At 66.7% G+C, this 16074-nt stretch carries 16 protein-coding genes and 2 pseudogenes; 9 read left to right on the top strand and 9 right to left on the bottom strand.

Features of this window, described 5'->3' with window-relative positions:
• The first annotated feature begins 411 nt into the window (after nt 1-411).
• The 4 genes and pseudogenes from ltrA to QQM39_RS42675 all read left to right on the top strand — a co-directional run bounded on the left by ltrA (nt 412) and on the right by QQM39_RS42675 (nt 2488).
• On the top strand, nt 412-1677 hold the full coding sequence (ltrA, locus tag QQM39_RS42660) for a group II intron reverse transcriptase/maturase (protein WP_302002941.1): 1266 nt from the start codon (nt 412-414) through the stop codon (nt 1675-1677).
• A 114-nt stretch (nt 1678-1791) separates the two neighbouring features.
• A complete protein-coding gene (locus QQM39_RS42665; protein WP_302002942.1) occupies nt 1792-1929 on the top strand; it encodes an HNH endonuclease in 138 nt (45 codons plus the stop codon).
• A gap of 74 nt (nt 1930-2003) precedes the next feature.
• A pseudogene (locus QQM39_RS42670) lies at nt 2004-2108 on the top strand (IS5/IS1182 family transposase); the annotation flags it as partial.
• A gap of 26 nt (nt 2109-2134) precedes the next feature.
• Nucleotides 2135-2488 (top strand): NIPSNAP family protein, encoded by a 354-nt coding sequence (locus tag QQM39_RS42675; RefSeq protein WP_302002943.1) that lies wholly within the window; start codon nt 2135-2137, stop codon nt 2486-2488.
• A gap of 38 nt (nt 2489-2526) precedes the next feature.
• Here the strand turns inward: QQM39_RS42675 and QQM39_RS42680 are convergent, their stop codons facing one another.
• Nucleotides 2527-2967 carry an NUDIX domain-containing protein gene (locus tag QQM39_RS42680; protein WP_302002944.1) on the bottom strand — a complete coding sequence of 147 codons (441 nt, stop codon included), beginning with the start codon at nt 2965-2967 and terminating at the stop codon, nt 2527-2529.
• 205 nt (nt 2968-3172) lie between these two features.
• On the opposite strand from QQM39_RS42680, the gene QQM39_RS42685 reads away from it, so the two are divergent.
• The 3 genes from QQM39_RS42685 to QQM39_RS42695 all read left to right on the top strand — a co-directional run bounded on the left by QQM39_RS42685 (nt 3173) and on the right by QQM39_RS42695 (nt 6059).
• Complete coding sequence (locus tag QQM39_RS42685; RefSeq protein ID WP_302002945.1) at nt 3173-4648, top strand: NF041680 family putative transposase; 1476 nt, start codon at nt 3173-3175, stop codon at nt 4646-4648.
• 32 nt (nt 4649-4680) lie between these two features.
• The gene (locus QQM39_RS42690; protein WP_302002946.1) at nt 4681-4947 is read left to right on the top strand and encodes a hypothetical protein; all 267 of its coding nucleotides are present in this window, start codon (nt 4681-4683) and stop codon (nt 4945-4947) included.
• Nucleotides 4948-5189: 242 nt separating this feature from the next.
• Nucleotides 5190-6059: an IS5 family transposase gene (locus QQM39_RS42695; RefSeq protein ID WP_302002339.1), complete on the top strand. Its 870-nt coding sequence runs from the start codon at nt 5190-5192 to the stop codon at nt 6057-6059.
• A 34-nt stretch (nt 6060-6093) separates the two neighbouring features.
• On the opposite strand, the gene QQM39_RS42700 is transcribed toward QQM39_RS42695, so the two are convergent.
• The 5 genes and pseudogenes from QQM39_RS42700 to QQM39_RS42720 all read right to left on the bottom strand — a co-directional run.
• A protein-coding gene (locus QQM39_RS42700) for an IS5 family transposase (RefSeq protein WP_302003862.1) occupies nt 6094-6893 on the bottom strand; the annotation gives its coding sequence in 2 pieces (ribosomal slippage) (nt 6094-6554 and nt 6554-6893; 801 coding nt in all).
• Between the two features lie 16 nt (nt 6894-6909).
• Nucleotides 6910-7737, bottom strand: coding sequence for a hypothetical protein (locus tag QQM39_RS42705; protein WP_302002947.1), 828 nt, complete (start codon nt 7735-7737; stop codon nt 6910-6912).
• Nucleotides 7738-7938: 201 nt separating this feature from the next.
• Nucleotides 7939-9219 carry a WD40 repeat domain-containing protein gene (locus QQM39_RS42710; protein ID WP_302002948.1) on the bottom strand — a complete coding sequence of 427 codons (1281 nt, stop codon included), beginning with the start codon at nt 9217-9219 and terminating at the stop codon, nt 7939-7941.
• A 2-nt stretch (nt 9220-9221) separates the two neighbouring features.
• Complete coding sequence (locus QQM39_RS42715) at nt 9222-9959, bottom strand: WD40 repeat domain-containing protein (RefSeq protein ID WP_302003961.1); 738 nt, start codon at nt 9957-9959, stop codon at nt 9222-9224.
• Nucleotides 9960-9966: 7 nt separating this feature from the next.
• Nucleotides 9967-10197, bottom strand: a pseudogene (locus QQM39_RS42720) (transposase); the annotation flags it as partial.
• 174 nt (nt 10198-10371) lie between these two features.
• Here QQM39_RS42720 and QQM39_RS42725 point away from each other — a divergent pair.
• Nucleotides 10372-10845, top strand: coding sequence for a hypothetical protein (locus tag QQM39_RS42725; RefSeq protein ID WP_302002949.1), 474 nt, complete (start codon nt 10372-10374; stop codon nt 10843-10845).
• 454 nt (nt 10846-11299) lie between these two features.
• On the opposite strand, the gene QQM39_RS42730 is transcribed toward QQM39_RS42725, so the two are convergent.
• Complete coding sequence (locus tag QQM39_RS42730; RefSeq protein WP_302002951.1) at nt 11300-12412, bottom strand: alkene reductase; 1113 nt, start codon at nt 12410-12412, stop codon at nt 11300-11302.
• A 511-nt stretch (nt 12413-12923) separates the two neighbouring features.
• Entirely contained in the window at nt 12924-14297 is a 1374-nt protein-coding gene (locus QQM39_RS42735) for an aldehyde dehydrogenase family protein (RefSeq protein ID WP_302003915.1), read from the bottom strand.
• 144 nt (nt 14298-14441) lie between these two features.
• Here QQM39_RS42735 and QQM39_RS42740 point away from each other — a divergent pair, with 144 nt between their 5' ends.
• The gene (locus QQM39_RS42740; RefSeq protein ID WP_060895109.1) at nt 14442-14795 is read left to right on the top strand and encodes a helix-turn-helix transcriptional regulator; all 354 of its coding nucleotides are present in this window, start codon (nt 14442-14444) and stop codon (nt 14793-14795) included.
• A 233-nt stretch (nt 14796-15028) separates the two neighbouring features.
• On the opposite strand, the gene QQM39_RS42745 is transcribed toward QQM39_RS42740, so the two are convergent.
• Nucleotides 15029-15196 (bottom strand): hypothetical protein, encoded by a 168-nt coding sequence (locus QQM39_RS42745; RefSeq protein ID WP_302002952.1) that lies wholly within the window; start codon nt 15194-15196, stop codon nt 15029-15031.
• Nucleotides 15197-16074 lie beyond the last annotated feature (878 nt).

Raw genomic sequence — 16074 nt, forward strand, 5'->3', positions numbered from 1 at the left:
CTTGAGGAAGTGGAACATGGAAACCCCGTAGCGGTCCGGAAACGGTAAGCCGACGGTAACGAAGGCCCAACTCCGCTGCGGGAACAGGATGACCCGAGAAGCGAATGCCGCTGGAGCGAAAGCTCATGGGAAACGCCAGAGACCGGCACTCTCCGCCGCTGGCCATAACCAAGCGAATACCAGGCTGATGCCCGGACCCGAAAGGGAGCCCACGCGGGTCAGGTGGGCCTTTGAAGAGAGAGCGAGCACAACCCGAACCACGGTGCAAGTTAGACAAGGAGGGGAAGGACGTGGGCTCGAATCCCAGAGACAACCTTGCCCGGAACGGAGCCGTGGACGATGCTGCCGCCTGGCATGAAATTGAGTGGGCCAAGGTGGATGGCGAAGTAAGGCGACAGGAGAACCGCCGGCGTGGACCGAGAGAGGGCTCTCACTCCGTTGGAAAGGGGGCGCCTGGCTCGGCATATTGATACCGAATCAGGACTCAAGGCCAAACCGGTGAAACGTGTGTACCTCCCCAAGGCGAACGGGAAGAAGCGACCGCTCGGCATCCCCGCGATCAGGGACCGCGTCCACCAGGCGCGCGTCAAGAACGCACTGGAGCCCGAGTGGGAAGCCCGGTTCGGCGGCAGGAGCTACGGCTTTCGCCCCGGACGCGGGTGCCAGGACGCGATGGAGACGATCCACAGTGTCACCGCGAAGCGAACTGCGCGGCGGCTGTGGGTTCTCGACGCTGACCTTGCGTCCGCCTTCAATCGCATCGAGCACGATCACCTGATGGCCGCCATTGGGCAATTCCCCGCCAGGAAACTTGTCCATGGCTGGCTTAAAGCGGGAGTGATGGAAGACGGGCGCTTTTCTCCGACCGAGGAAGGAACCCCGCAGGGCGGAGTGGTTAGCCCCTTGCTGTTGAACATCGCTCTCCACGGGATGGAGACGGCCGTCGGAGTACGGACGGAAACCTTCAGGAATGGAGTGCAAAGGTCCGTCATGGGAACTCCGGTACTGGTCAGGTACGCCGATGACTTCGTCGTGCTCTGTCACACGAAGGAAGAGGCAGTGAGGATCCAAGACGAGCTGGCGAAGTGGATGCGTCCCAGAGGACTCGCCTTCAACGAGGAAAAGACGCGCGTGGTCCATCTCGATGAAGGGTTCGACTTCCTGGGGTTCAACTTCCGCCGGTATCGCGACGGGAAAGTCCTCGCTCGTCCGAGCCGGGAAGCCGTGCGAAGGGTCCGAGGGAAGATCAGGGAGACTGTTCGGTCCAAGAGGGGTGCACCAGCCAAGGCGCTTATTGCCGAGCTGAGCCCTCTCGTCAAGGGATGGTCCACCTACTACCGCGGGTCCTGCGCATCCGACATCTTCAGCGATCTGGACCGGTACATGTTCATCACCCTATGGCGGTGGGCAGTTCGGGAGCACCAGAACCAAGGCCGTGTGTGGATCCGCAGGCACTATTGGGGTCAACACCGGCCTAGGAGCAGGGACATGTGGGTATTTGGCTCCGGCCAGTACTGTCTCCACAAGTTCAAATGGACACGCATCATCCGGCACGTAGCGGTTCGCTCCAGTGCCTCAAAGGACGACCCTGCGATGCCGGAATACTGGCAACAGAGAATCAGCAAAAGAAAGTTGCCGTCGGCCGAGCGCAGGCTTGTCCTGACGCTGGCCGCATAGCAACGGGGACTCTGTGCCGGATGCGGTCTCGACCTGATCGAAGGAGCCGAGTATCAACCAGATGACGTTCACGATTGGGCGAACTGGTTCTCGGCGGCTTCGCGTGCGCTCAACGTGCACCACGTCGTCTACCGGCGTGCAGGTGGCTCCGACGAGTTGAAGAACCTGGAACTCCGACGCACCGCCTGTCACCAGCAGCACCACGCTGGTGCTCACCGGAGAGAGCAGTGTCAGCCCTCGCGGCCTGCTTGAGCCGTGTGCGTCGAGAGACGCACGCACGGTTCTGAGGGGGCGGGGACGCAACAATGCGTCCCCGCTACCCGACACGTCTCCCGCAGCACTCCGAAGCCCATCTGAACTGGGCACTCATCACCATGATGACCAGGCGTCTCACCCGCAAAAGTCCCCGCACCAGCAGTTGGACGAAGAGGGCATCACAGCCGGGAACAATGGCTACATGATCACTTGCCACCTGCGCTACGAAATCGATCCTCGGCAGATCTCCGCATTCGAGAGGTATGTGACGGGGTGGATACCCATCGTGAACCGGCTCGGCGGAACCCATCACGGTTGCTTCCTGCCGCACGAAGGCGCCAACGACATTGCCTACGCGCTGTTCTCGTTCCCCAGCTTCGCAGCCTACGAGTCCTACCGCGAGTCCATCCGCCAAGACCCCCAAGCGCGTGAGCTGTGGCAGCTGAGCGAGCAAACCGGCTGCATTCGCCGCTTCGACCGGACCTTCCTCCGCCCTGCGTTCCTTCCAGCCGACTCGCAGGCTTCACCCCCAACACAGCCCAAGACCACAAGCTGACCTGAGCGGGGTCACCACGGATGCCGCTGGCTCCGCTCTCAGGCGAGCAGGCCGTTCTGCCTGAGAAGTGGCAGCACCTGGTCCCGCACCGCCGGAGCCAGCTGCACACCTGGTTCACCGCCGGAGATCCATCGCAGGTCCGCCAGCTCAGCTGCCGGCCGAGGGACCTGGCTGATGCCCGTCTCGAAGACAGTCATCTTCATGGGCACGCGCTCAAGAGCCGCGAGCGCTTCGACGTCAGCCAGAAACCGCGGATCCAAGGGACGAACCCCCAGTTCCTCGTCGAGCTCCCGGACCAGAGCCTCCATGGGCCCCTCTTCTACGTCGGGCTTCCCGCCGGGCAGATAGAACACCTCGGGAGCCGCCTTCTTGCTCACCACCAAAAGGCGCCCTTCCTGGACAATCGCGGCGGCCACGACCACCAAGAGCTCTGGTTGGTCGATGCTTCCGGGAACGACCGCATAACCGTCCTGTGTCATGGACGTCATCGTCCCAGGGATCTCAGCAGCACTGCGCCAGTTCGGAGCGGAAGGATCAAAAACACCTACTTAGCTTGTCATTTATGGTCCGGCGTCGAACGCGGCTCGAACTTGGTCGGCGTTTTCGCAGTTCGGCGGACGTGTAGGCGGCCTTCGCATGATCCTGTGCTCCGTCACAGAGCGGATCAGCGCGAAGGCCGTGGTCGTGAGTTTGGTACATCAGGATGTCCTGCGGGATGCGTTCGCGGAAGTGTCACACTTCCGGTCGGAGCTGTACGCGTGTCTGACCGTGCGGGGCGACGCCTTGTTCGAGTTATGCGACGCGCTGCTGTGCACGGACGGGCCGGTACGGACGCTGGTCGATCTCGCACTCGCGCCCGAACACCGCCGAGGTCACGGAGCTCTGTACGGCGGACTCAACCAGGGCCGGATCGACGTCGCACGGCTGCGTCGTGCCCTGACCGGGGTGCCGCTGCCGAGGGCGGCTGACGGCCGGCTCGTACTGGCCGTCGATGTCTCGCCGTGGCTGCGACCGGACGCCAACACCTGTGCCGACCGGGCCTTTTGTCACACCTTCGGTCGGGGCGAGGGCCAGCATCAGATGGTGCCGGGCTGGCCGTACTCGGTGGTGGCCGCGCTGGAGACCGGCCGCACGTCCTGGACGGCGGTGCTGGACGCTGTCCGCCTGGAGCCCGGCGCCGACGTCGCCGCCGTGACCACGGTGCAGATCCGCGAGGTCGTCGAGCGGCTGGTCACCGCCGGCCAGTGGCGACCGGGTGACCCGGAGGTCCTGGTCGTGCTGGACGCCGGATACGACGCCCCGCGCATCGCCCACCTGCTGGGTGACCTGCCCGTCGAGATCCTCGGCCGACTCCGTTCAGACCGGGTGATGCGGCGTCCGACACCCTCCCGCGAAGAGTTCCACCTGGCCAACCCCAAGGGCGGCCGGCCCCCCAAGCACGGCGGCGAGTTCGTCTTCGGCGACCCCACGACCTGGGGCACCGAGCAGGCCGTGACGGCCACGGACACCCGGCTCTACGGGAAGGCGACCGCGCAGGCGTGGGACCGGCTGCACCCGCGGCTGACCCACCGGGCCGCATGGCTCGACCACAACGGGCCGCTGCCCATCATCGAGGGCACCGTCATCCGCCTGGCCGTGGAGAAGCTGCCCAGCGGCGGAGTCAACAAGCCGGTCTGGCTGTGGTGGTCGCGAATCGGCGCCACCGAAGCGGACGTCGACCGCTGCTGGCAGTCCTTCCTCCGCCGCTTCGACATCGAGCACACATTCCGCCTGTTCAAGCAGACCCTCGGGTGGACCAAGCCCCGGCTCCGCAGCTCGGAAGCGGCCGACCGGTGGACCTGGCTCGTCATCGCCGCCTATGCCCAGCTCCGGCTCGCCCGTCCGCTGGCCACCGACCTTCGCAGGCCCTGGGAAAAGCCGACCGAGCCGAACAAACTGACACCCGCCCGTGTCCGCAGAGGGTTCAGAAACCTGCACGCGAAGACCGGCTCACCCGCTGGCGCACCGAAACCCTCCCGTCCCGGCACAGGCCAACCGCCCGGCTCGAAGAACCGCTATCCGGCTATCCGTCATGACGTGGGACGCGTCCTCGCCACCGGCGAGGCATACAGCCGTCCCGCCCACCACAAGGTGGGCACCAAACCGCGCAGAACAGGCTGACGAGCGACACAGAGGACCAGCACACTGAGCGCATGCGCTATGAGGAGAGAGCCAAGCTCACAGTCGTGAAAGTCCTGGTCCCGCTGGCCGTCCTTGTCGCCTCACCAGTGCTGCTGATAGCAGGAGCGCCGATCCGCCGCCGCTATCTCCGCTACGTCTACCGCGATGAGGCCACGCAGATCCTGGACAAGGAGCGAGGTCGGGTCAGCGCCCACTACGCCGTGGTCACCAACCCACTCCTGCAGTGGCTCTGCTGGCCCACAGAATCACTCGCCCGTCTCATCGAGCGCCGAGGTTAAACGACAAGCTTAGAGGTCGTTTTCATCTCGATTAGCCCATTACCTGACGGTTTCTGATGTGCGGAGCTGTGGTGTTGGTGCGCTTGCCGGTGCCTTCGAACCGTGAGGGCCACGTGGGGTGATAGCTGGGGTGGGATGCGACGTGCGCCTGTCTCATCCCAAGGTGCCCTGATCGATGCCGTGCTTCCAGGGCCTAATACGCACGCCTGGGCGCACTCACCTTGTGGCAGTACGTCCAGGGCATGAGTGAACGACGCCCGTATCCGAGCGACTTGTCCGATGCCCGCTGGGAGCTGATCGAGCCCGCCCTGGCGGCCTGGCGCTTCGAACGCCGCGGCCGGGCCCTGGACTTCGGACGCCCGCCCCAGCATGACCTGCGGGAGATCCTGGACGCGATCTTGTACGTGGACCGCACCGGGGTCCAGTGGCGCTACCTGCCACACGACTTCCCACCCTGGGAGACGGTCTACGGCTACTTCGCCAAGTGGCAGAAGGAAGGAGTGTTTGCCCAGCTCAATGGCCTGCTGCGGGAGTTGGCAAGGCAAAAGGAGGGACGGAACGCGGAGCCGTCGGCCTGCGTGATCGACGCGCAGAGCGTGAAGACCTCCACCAGCGTCCCCGCCGCGAGTCAGGGCACGGATGCGGGCAAGAAGATCGTGGGCCGCAAGCGCAGTATCGTGACCGACACGCTCGGCCTGCTGCTGGCCGTCCTGGTCACGGCGGCCAATGTCCAGGACTCCGTGGCCGGCACCCAACTGCTCGACCAGGTTGCCACTGGCCATCCCGGCATCCGCAAGGTGTGGGTCGACGGCGGCTATCGCCAGCACCTCGTCGAGCATGCCGCCACTTTGGGCATCGACATGGAAATCGTCACCCGCACCCCCGGGACCAGAGGATTCACCCCGATACCGAAGCGGTGGACGGTAGAGCGGACCTACGGCTGGTTGATGCTCCACCGTCGCTTGGCCCGCGACTACGAGACCCTCCCGGCCCGCTCAGAAGCCCTGATCCACCTCGCGATGACCGACCTCATGGCCCGCCGCCTCACCCGCGAGGCCACCATCTCCTGGCGCGACCCGACAACACCGGATCAAATCCGCATCACGGGATAAAACACTGGGAGAAAACGACCTCTTAGAAGTCATCTCATTTGGCGAGTCTGCGGTAGCAGATGAGGGTGCAGGCGATGCTGGTGAAGGCCAGGAAGTGGTCGGCTTTGCGCTCGTAGCGTCGGTGGAGGCGGCGGCAGCCGGCGAGCCAGGCCATGGTGCGTTCGATGGTCCAGCGGTGGCGGCCCAGTCGCTGCGAACTCTCGATGCCCTTTCGGGCGATGCGGTGGGTGATGCCACGTTGGCGTAACCATCGACGCAGGTGGGAGTAGTCGTAGCCCTTGTCGGCGTGGAGCTTGCCCGGCCTGCGACGTCGGCGTCCACGGCGGGAACGGATTGGCGGTATGCCCTTCACCAGAGGGATCAGGGCCTGGCTGTCGTGCAGGTTCGCCCCCGAGATTCCGACAGACAAGGGCAAACCGGTCCGCTCGGTGATGAGGTGGATCTTCGACCCGTACTTGCCCCGGTCGACAGGATTCGGACCCGTCAGGTCCCCCTTTTCAGGGCCCGCATGTTCACGGAGTCGATCGCGCAGCGGGTCCAGTCCAACTCGCCGCGAGCGCCGAGCTCGTCGAGGACCAGGCGGTGGAGCTTGGCCCACACCCTGGCCTTCGTCCACTCGGCAAAGCGCCGATGGGCCGTCGCTCCCGACGGCCCGAACGACGCGGACGGCAACTGCTGCCACGTGCAGCCTGACGTCGCCACGAACACGATCGCGGCCAGCACTTCCCGGTCACCATGGCGGCGTCGGCCACCTCCTTGAGGCCGCGAGGGAGCCTCTGGCACCACTCGCTGGAACAAATCCCACAACTCATCCGGCACCAGCCGCTCAACGATCCCCACGAGCTACAGCCTACCGAGTCAGCCAAATGAGATGACTTCTTAGGCGCCAGCTGGGTACACCTATGTATTCAAGCGCCCAGAGCCAGTACAGCAGTCCCGAGATCGATGCGCCGATGAGACAGATGATGGCAATCGTGCCGGTCCAGGTATCCCGCGGCTTCGGGTGCTGGTATCCATGGCGCGCACCGATGGCCTCGGCCTTTCTCTCAATCACCTGCTTGTCCGCGGCACTCAAGTGGCCGTCCTGGGCGAGCCACTTCGAAGTCGCGGTGATGCCATCGACGTCGTCTTCGGTGAACACCCCGAAATCGGGGTCCTCGACGTAGACGCTCACGGGGCTGACGACGCAGACCATTGGCTCGCCGGTGTCGATGCTGAGGATAAGGTCGGGCGGATCGTCGCAGTCCACGGAGTCGTCGAAGGCCACTGCGTATGGGGAAGGACCGGGCTCGTTCGCTGCCCGGATGAGGCCAAACAAGGCGGCGAGTATCAAGAACACCATCGCGCCCGCGCCGGTGAGCTTCACCGTGCGACCAGGGCGTCCCCATGCCCTCATCCGTTCTGCGGCGACTCCCGCGCGGTCTTCGGGCGCCTGTTGACGCAGCGGGTCCTCCGCCGGAGTAGGCGTTCGCCAACGAGGGGAGAGGCTGTCGGCCACCCCGGCGGCGTTGAAATGTTTCCATGCCGCCCGGACTTGGATGCCCAGTCGGTCAGCCTCCTGGCGGATGTCGTGTTCGACGGCATCCTCCAGCGTCGCTGGCTCGATGGTCACACCCCTACGGGCCAGCTCAGCCCAGGTCTGTGCTACGGCCACTCTGAATTCCCTGGTGTCCTTCACGCTCGGCAGCCTAGGGATTTGCTGGACACGCGCCTCACACCCTCACAACGTCGGCACCCCGGTCCTCGCGATCAACTCGCGTGTGTTCCGCTCGAAGGAAGACGGTCGCGGGGAACGGGAGGAATGTACCGGCGAGCACCGGGACCCGTCCCGAGACCAGGGGCTACCGCTGGACTGCAAGATCCACTTTCGATACATGCCCTAGCACGTCTCCCGGTACGGCAGATCCGGCAGGTAGGTCTTCCAGTCCGCCGCTGACAGACCGCCTCCGGCGCGCTTGCAGGCCTGGCCGACGAGGTGGGACGGGGTGAGGTCGTACTTCTGGAGGGGTACATGCCGACCCGCGACGTGCAGCGTGCCGCCGTCGGTGCCGAAGGCGAGGGACAGGACCGGGCCGCCCGAGGTCGAGAGGGGGGAGCCGAGGGGACGGCTGGACGGTACGTCCCAGAGCTGGACCCTGCCGAGGGGGTCGCCCACTGCGAGAGTGCTGCCGTCGGCGGAGAAGGCGAGCGCGGTCACGTTGCCCACGTGGCTGCCGAGGCCGGAGGAGTCGGAGTACGCGTAGTCGTCCGTGCCGGGGAGCTGGCCGAGGCGCCTGCGCACGGCGCCGTCCCAGAGAGTCACGCTTCCCAGCAGGTCGGCAGCCGCAAGGTTGGCCCCGTCGGGGCTGAAGACCAGTTCCTCGGTCAGATCGTCGCCGAGATTGCGGTCGCTGACCACCCCGGTGGAGAGGTCGGCGATCACTCCGTCCGGGGTCACCACGGTGTCGCCGTTCCGACGCACTGCCAATCTCTGCACATACGAGTTGAAGGTCCACGAGTCGGCGCCCTGGTCCACTGTCCGCACGCGCTTGCGGCGGTGCACGTCCCACACGTCGACCGCCTTGCCCTCCGATGTCCTGAACGTCAGCAGAGAAGCGCCATCATGGGTGAGGGCCACACTCTGCACCCCCCACAGGCCACGCCCGCCCGGCGGCTCAATGACGGCGTGTTCTTGCCGGGCTCTGACGTCCCAGACGGTGATCCGGGGCTGCTTCGTCACGTCGTCGACGGCATCGGACCAGCTCCTTCCGTAGGCGAAGTACCTGCCGTCGCCGCTGAATGCCATGACATCGACGCAGGTCGACATGAACTCGCTCTCGTCCTCGGACTCGTCCGGCACCTCGGCATCGCATGGCTTCCCCTCTGGCCCGGGGAGAACGGCGCCGTCGCGCGTGGCCAGCAGCCGGACGCCTCTCCCGGCGCCCCGCTGCCGGAGGACGGCCAGCGTCGTGCCGTCCTGGGTGAGTTGGGCGTGGTCGGCCGGCTGCCGCTCCCACTGCTCCGCCGTCTCGCCGAGGCTCAGCGACCGTACGACCGTCATGGCCCCGTTGAGATAGCGGATGGTGCGCGCGTCGAGATTCAGCGCGAAATCCTCGATCGCGTTGCGCAACGAGTACCGGAAAACCAGGACGGGGGCGTACGGCTCCGACAGGCGCCACATGACTATCCCCTGGTACCCGCTCGCGGCGAGGAACCGGCCGTCCTGGCTGAACCGGAGCGTGTCCAGGTCCTCCCCCCGATCCCGGTGAGCTCACGCCCGGAGCGGAGGTCTACCCTGCGGATCCCGGTCTCGGTCAGCAGAGCCATGGTGCGATTGTCCGGGGCGAAGGCGATCTCACTCACCTCACCGGCACAGGAGTACCGTTTCAGCCCGGCCGGCCAGGGCACAGGTGCCGTCCCCCGCTCGGCGGTGTCCCAGATCTCCAGCGGGCGCTTGTCCGAGCACAGTGCCAGCCAGCGGCCGTCCGGGCTGATCGCCGTGTGCTGCATCATCTCGTCCGCCCGTGCCGGGACCCGCACCAGCATTCGCCGGGTCCGCAGGTCCCAGGCCTGGACGGAACCCGAACTCTCCGTCTCCGAGTCCGGTGCTCCCGGATCCATCAGGAGAGTATCCCCTCCGAGCCCGAACTCCACGACGCCCGGCACACCGGTCGACAGCTTGGCGGTGACCCGCCCGGCCCGGACGTCCCAGATCCAGATCCTGTCGTCCACCGACAGCGCGAGCTGACGGCCGTCCGGCGTGACCGCCGCGAACGTGGCGAGGTCCTCCTCGCCGTATCCCGGGTACGAGTGACCACGGCGATGCGTGCGCACGTCCCACGTCGTGATCTCCTCCGGAGTGATGGACATCAGGGTCCGGCCGTTGTTGACGAGATGGCGCTCTCCGCCCGTGTCCGACAAGGAAGTGCTCCGGCTTGCGCTCATAGCGACGGTGGAGGCGACGGCAGCTGCCGAGCCATGACATCGTGCGTTCCACCATCCAGCGATTCTGGCCTAGTCGCTTGGAGGACTCGGTTCCACGCCGGGCGATGCGGGGTGTGATGCCGTGTGCCCGTAACCATCGGCGCTGGCGGTTGTAGTCGTAGCCCTTGTCGCCGTGTAGCTTGCCCGGTCGTCGTCGGCGTGGCCCGCGGTTCTGGCTCACTTTCCGTGAAGGGCCCACGCTGAGTGATGGGTTGGAGGTTGGAGGATCGTCTCCGGCTGACTAGCACTGCGGCTTTCGCACTCTGCCGGTGTCCCCGGCGGCGGACCACTGTACGATTTTGAGCGCGTTCAAATATGGTTGAGGTTCGGCCGAAGGGGAGGGGTTGGCGTGGGCCGACAGTTGTGGCGCTCAATCGCCTTCGTAGGGGCGGTGGTGACGCTGACGGTGTCCTGCGGCTGGGCTGCGGCGATCCACGCCGCAGAGGTCTCAGCGGATCAGGTTGAGGGACGATGGGCAAGCGAGGGCAGCACATCCCTGACCTTTCACGAGGATCACACGTTCACCGCCGAGCACTTCGACGAGTTGCCCGTCTCATCAGACTGCGCGGAGCCTTCGGCCTTGTCGTCCGGCCGCTGGGCGTTCTATGCCCCCGCGGAATCCGGCCAGATCAACGCCGCTGACGAGAACACCACACGCGGCACTGTGGTGTCGCTGATCTTCTCCGCTGGCGACTGTGAGGTGGACGCTTACCTCTTCGGTGACGAAGACGACCCTGTGATGTGTCCGACCGGGGACCCCGATGCCGGCTGCCCTAGCGACGGCTACCTCCGCCGAAACCAGGCCACGGCTTCCGGCTCCTGAACCAGCCCGCCTCGTCGCAGGGCAGGGTGAAGTGGTCCACCACCCCGTCCAGATCCCGCCCCACCGACAGACCCTTTTCGTCACCCCCGTTCCCAGCGTTCGGGCTGGACGGTATGGGCGCCGGTGTACAGCGGGGACGGATATCGGCGAAGGACTCCCTTACGGAAGGCGGACCTGGTAGATGGGCCGCCGCCGGAAAACTGTCATAGGTGTCAGCTGTGGCCGAAGGCCGCCGCGGTGGCCACGCACGAGAGCGATGTACTCGACGAGGTCACCGAACGCAGGCTGCTGACCAGGAACTTGCGGACCGTCAACGCCCTGACGGACCCGACGGCCCTCGAGCCGGTGATCGCCGGTGTGACCGCGGGCTCAAAGGGGCGGGCACAGTGTCGCCGGTCGGGCGCCTGTCCATGTGTGAGTGGGGCTGCCGCATGGACAGGCGTGACCGTGGGCCTCAAGCCGTTTCGAGGAAGGGGTAGTCGGTGTAGCCCTCGGCGCCCGGCCCGTAGAACAGTTCCGGCCGCGGCTCGTTCTCCGGGTGGCCACCCTGCCAGCGCTCGACCAGGTCGGGGTTGGCGATGAGGGCCCGGCCCACGACCACGGCGTCGGCGTGGTTGGCCTCGATCTGCTGGAGCGCCTGCTCGCGGGTGGTCTGCCCCCCGAAGGGGCCGTTGTTGACGATCAGCTTGCCGTCGAAGCGCCGCCGCAGCTCCTGTACAAGGTCGCCGCCCGGCTCGGTGTGCAGTACGGAGAGGTAGGCCAGGCCCAGCGGGCGCAGTTGGTCCATCAGGGTGCCGTAGGTGGCCAGGACGTCGTCCCGGTCGGTCTCGAAGACGTCCCCGAGGTCGACCTCCGGCGAGATCCGCAGCCCGACCCGCTCGGCACCGACGGCCTGGGCGACCGCCGTGACGACCTCGACGGCGAAGCGGGCGCGGTTCTGCGGCGAGCCGCCGTATTCATCGGTGCGCTGGTTGGCCGCCGGGGAGAGGAACTGCTGGAGCAGGTAGCCGTTGGCGCCGTGGATTTCCACGCCGTCCGCTCCCGCCTCGATGGCCCGGCGGGCCGCGGTGGCGAAGTCCTCCAGGGCTGCCCGGATCTCTGCGGTGGTCATCGCTTCCGGTACGGGGTAGGGCTGCTCGCCCTTCTCGGTGAACGTCTTATTGTCGATGGCGATCGCGCTGGGGGCGAGGATGCGGCGGCCGCCGTTGATGTCGGGGTGGGTGCCGCGGCCGGCGTGCATGATCTGCAGGACGATGCGGCCGCCCTCGGCGTGCACCGCCTCGAACACCCGCTGCCAGCCGGCCGCCTGCTCGTCGGTGGCGATGCCCGGCTCGCCGACATACCCCTGCGACGCGTGGTCGGGGTAGGTGCCCTCGGTGATGATCATTCCGACGCTCGCCCGCTGCCGGTAGTACTCGACCATGAGGTCCCCGGGGATGCCGGAGGAACCGGCCCGGACCCGGGTTATCGGTGCCATGACGATGCGGTTGGCGAGCTCGATCTTCCCGAGGGAGATGGGGGAGAAAAGAGACGGAACGGGCGAAACTTCTGAAATATTGACAGTCATGGGTTTCTTTCTTTCTGCGATACGGAGGGAAACGGGATGAAGGTCTGCGACGCAGGGGGTCCAGGCTGTCCCGGCGGAGGCGCGGATGCGGTCCTCGGGCAGGCGCGGGCCCGCTGACGGTGACGCGGTTCCATGACCGCGATCGGGGTGTGGGTGGTGTTGGCGGCGAACGCGGTGAGAGCCGCCTGCCGTCGGCGTCGGCGTCGACGCCGGTCAAGCGCAACTGCCCGCCGGAGTGCGGGCGTTCGCTCCTTGCGCACGATCAGCAGTCAGCCAGGTGACGAAGCCATGGGTGCCGCCGCCGGAGTCGGTACAGATCGGTGTCTGCAGGCCGCGCCGCGACCGACTCCCTCGACGCGCCCCCGCGAAGAGGAGCGATACACGGCTTCACCTGCAACGCGCTTCCGGCGGTGGCGGGAACAGCGATCTCAGCGCTCCTCATTCTCACCGGCCTGAGGCACTTCCGCCGGCCGATCGCTCACCGGGCAGCCTGCTCCACGAAACCGCGGGCCTAGTTGAGCGGCACGTCCGCGACGGCCTTGAGGTGGCTGAACGTCTCCAGGGAATACCGGCCGTGGTAGCGGCCCATGCCGCTTTCGCCGACGCCGCCGAAAGGCAGTCCCGGCATGAGCAGTTGCATCACCGGCTGGCCCCAGGCGATGCCGCCGGAGGAAGTCTCGTTCAAGAGGCGCGACTTGGTGGCCTCGGACGTGGTGAAGGCGTAGAGGGCGAGGGGCTTTTCGCGTTCGTTGATGAAGGCGATGGCGGCGTCGAGGTCGGCGACTTCGACGACGGGGAGGATCGGACCGAAGATCTCCTCCTGCATGACGGGCGATGCGGGGTCGACATCGGTGAGCACGGTCGGTGCGATGAACAGGTCGTCACGGTCGTGCTGGCCTCCCACCGCCGCCCGGCCGGAGTCCAGCAGACGGGTGAGCCGGTCGAAGTGCCGCTCGTTGATGATCCGGCCGAAGTCGGCCGCGGTCTGCGGGGTGGAGCCGAACTGGGCGTCGACCGCCGCGCGCAGAGCGGGGACCAGTGCGGCGGCGGTGGCAGGATCGGCCAGAACGTAGTCAGGGGCTATGCACTGCTGGCCCGCGTTGCCGAACTTGGCGCCGACCAGCCGCTTCGCGGTCTCGTCCACGTCGGCGTCGGGCGCCACGAAGACCGGCGACTTGCCCCCGAGTTCGAGCGTGACCGGGGTGAGGTTCTTGGCTGCCGCGGCCATGACGATCCGGCCGACCGCGCCATTGCCCGTGTAGAAGATGTGGTCGAAACGCTGCGCCAGCAGGGCCGTGGTCTCCTCGGCGCCCCCCTCGACCACGGTGAGCACATCGGCGTCGAAGTACTGTCGCAGGAGTCGTGAAGCGACCGCCGAGGTGTGCACCGACATCTCGCTCGGCTTGGCCACCACGGTGTTCCCGGCGGCCAGCGCGCCGATGATGGGGTCGATGAGAAGATGCAGCGGGAAATTCCACGGAGCGATCACCAGGACGACCCCGAGCGGGTCGTACGTGGTGTAGGCCGTTGTTGTGGGGCCGAAGTGGGCGGGAACCTCCACCGGGCGAGGCCGAAGCCAGTTTTCGAGATTCGCCAGTGCCTCGTCGATGTCGGCGACGGTGAAGTCGATCTCCTGCACCTTCGCCTCGGCGGAGTTCTTCCTCAGATCCGCCCAGAGCGCTTCGATCAGCTCCTGCTCGTTCTCGACCAGCAGGGCCCGCAGCCGCTGCAACTGGTTGACGCGCCAGTCCAGTGGGCGGGTGACGCCGGTGTTGAACGTCGCACGAAGGCGGCCGACCACCTCCGCGGCCGTTTCCGTATGGTGGGTCCTCGGCTCGGTCGCCTGTGTTGTGGTCATGGGGTGTGTGCTCCGTTCTTGATGCAGGCCGCGCCGTCAAAGGCGTTGGTGGCATGCCGTGGTACCGGTGATGGGCAACCCGGTGGATGACGGATGAAGGGTCAATCCGTGCCTTCACTGCAGCCTATGTACGCGCCGACGCGAACATAGGGCAGGGGTTATTCTTTCCTTATGGCCAGTCGCACCTCGTCACCACTCGTCCACCCCGACACGGACGACCTCGACCTCTTCAAGATCATGAGCGCGCTGACCGACGAGACCCGGCTCACCATCGTCGTCACCCTCTCCGTCTCCCCCGGTCTGGCCTGCAGCGGCTTCACGCAGGACGTCACCGCGTCCGTACTCACCCGCCACTTCCGCGTCCTGCGCGAGGCCGGTCTCATCCGGCAGCACGATGTCGGCACCCGCCGTTTCAACACTCTGCGCAAGGAAGATCTGGACCAGCGGTTCCCCGGACTGCTCGACCTCGTCCTCAAGGAGAGCGTCGGCCGCGTGGAGCCTTACGTGAACGCCGAGTGCGCCTGACCCTCCGGGGCGCCCCTCCGTGGCCGCGACGAACCGGACCCACCGCAGCCAGGTGTCCAGGTTGCGGTCGGCTTCGATCACGTCGAACGACACCCCGGGCACAACGTCGACCAGGTCACGGCCGAGCCGGCGAGGTCGGCCTCCCGCCCGACGCCCGCCCGCCGAGTGGCCGTAACCCGTGCACCAGCAAGGCGATAGGCCACCCACCCCGCCGTACCACCTGCACAGACTGGTCACTGACCGCCTATACGCAAATGCGGATCGGACCGGATCGACTCCATCGGCACGAAGACCTGGATCTCGATGGCCTTCGCCGTGTGCAGCGGCAGCTCCCGCAGCAGGTGGCGCGGCGCTTTCGAGGATGGCGAGCTGAGCGGGGCGGCGACAATCGTCAGCGCCACTGCCTACCCTTAGTTCACTCGCGGGTCGGATACCGGCTCACCCCTCTCGGCGAAGGGCTGTGCGACGTCCTCGATGCCATGGCCGGCGGAGCCCTGGCAGTCCCCGACGACGAGCCGGCACGCACTGTGTGACCGTCGGGGTCACCTGACAAGCACACCCATCCGCTACAGACAGCTACTGGTCTACGGCAGCTTCGGGAGAACAGGGCCGTGTTCTCACGCGTCGTCGATCATCACCACCGCGGCGACAACGCGTTTGCCCGCCAGCTCGCGGTGGACCTCGAAGCACGCGGGCTGATGGCCATGACGACCTCCAGGCCGTGTTGCCCGACACGCCGCGGATCCGCCGCATGGATCACGGGCATCTTCGGCTCGGCGTCCCAGACGCTCACCTGGACGGCGCTCGATGAGCGAGGGCCCGGCGGATCATCCGCCGGGCCCTCGTCTGTGGGCGCGGCTCGCACTGCACCCGGGGATCGCCGACCGCACCGCGTTGCCGATCGCCGGTGACGACGCCGGCGCGAAAGCCGACGCGGCGACGCCGATCGACCGACTGGGTTTCGACACCGTCGACGCCGGCCCGCTCACACAGAGCCGGCGCTTCGAGCCGGACGCCACGCCTACACCCGCCTCTACCTCGCCGCTGCGTCCGCGCCCGACGAGCAGATATTCACGGCGCCTGGCCGCCCCGTTCCGGCCGCCGAGCTGGGCATCGCGCTCCAAGCAGCCGAGCGGGTACGGGTCGACGACCGCACCGTCTGACCCCGACAGCACCCACAGCTCAATCAAGGTCGGGATCCCTCCCACACGGAGGGATCCCGACCCCGCCTGCGTCAGCTCTGGCGCACCCGCGTCCCATCTGCCGGCCCTGGTTCAGG

This window comes from Streptomyces sp. DT2A-34, assembly GCF_030499515.1.
In the GTDB taxonomy this organism is placed as follows: domain Bacteria; phylum Actinomycetota; class Actinomycetes; order Streptomycetales; family Streptomycetaceae; genus Streptomyces.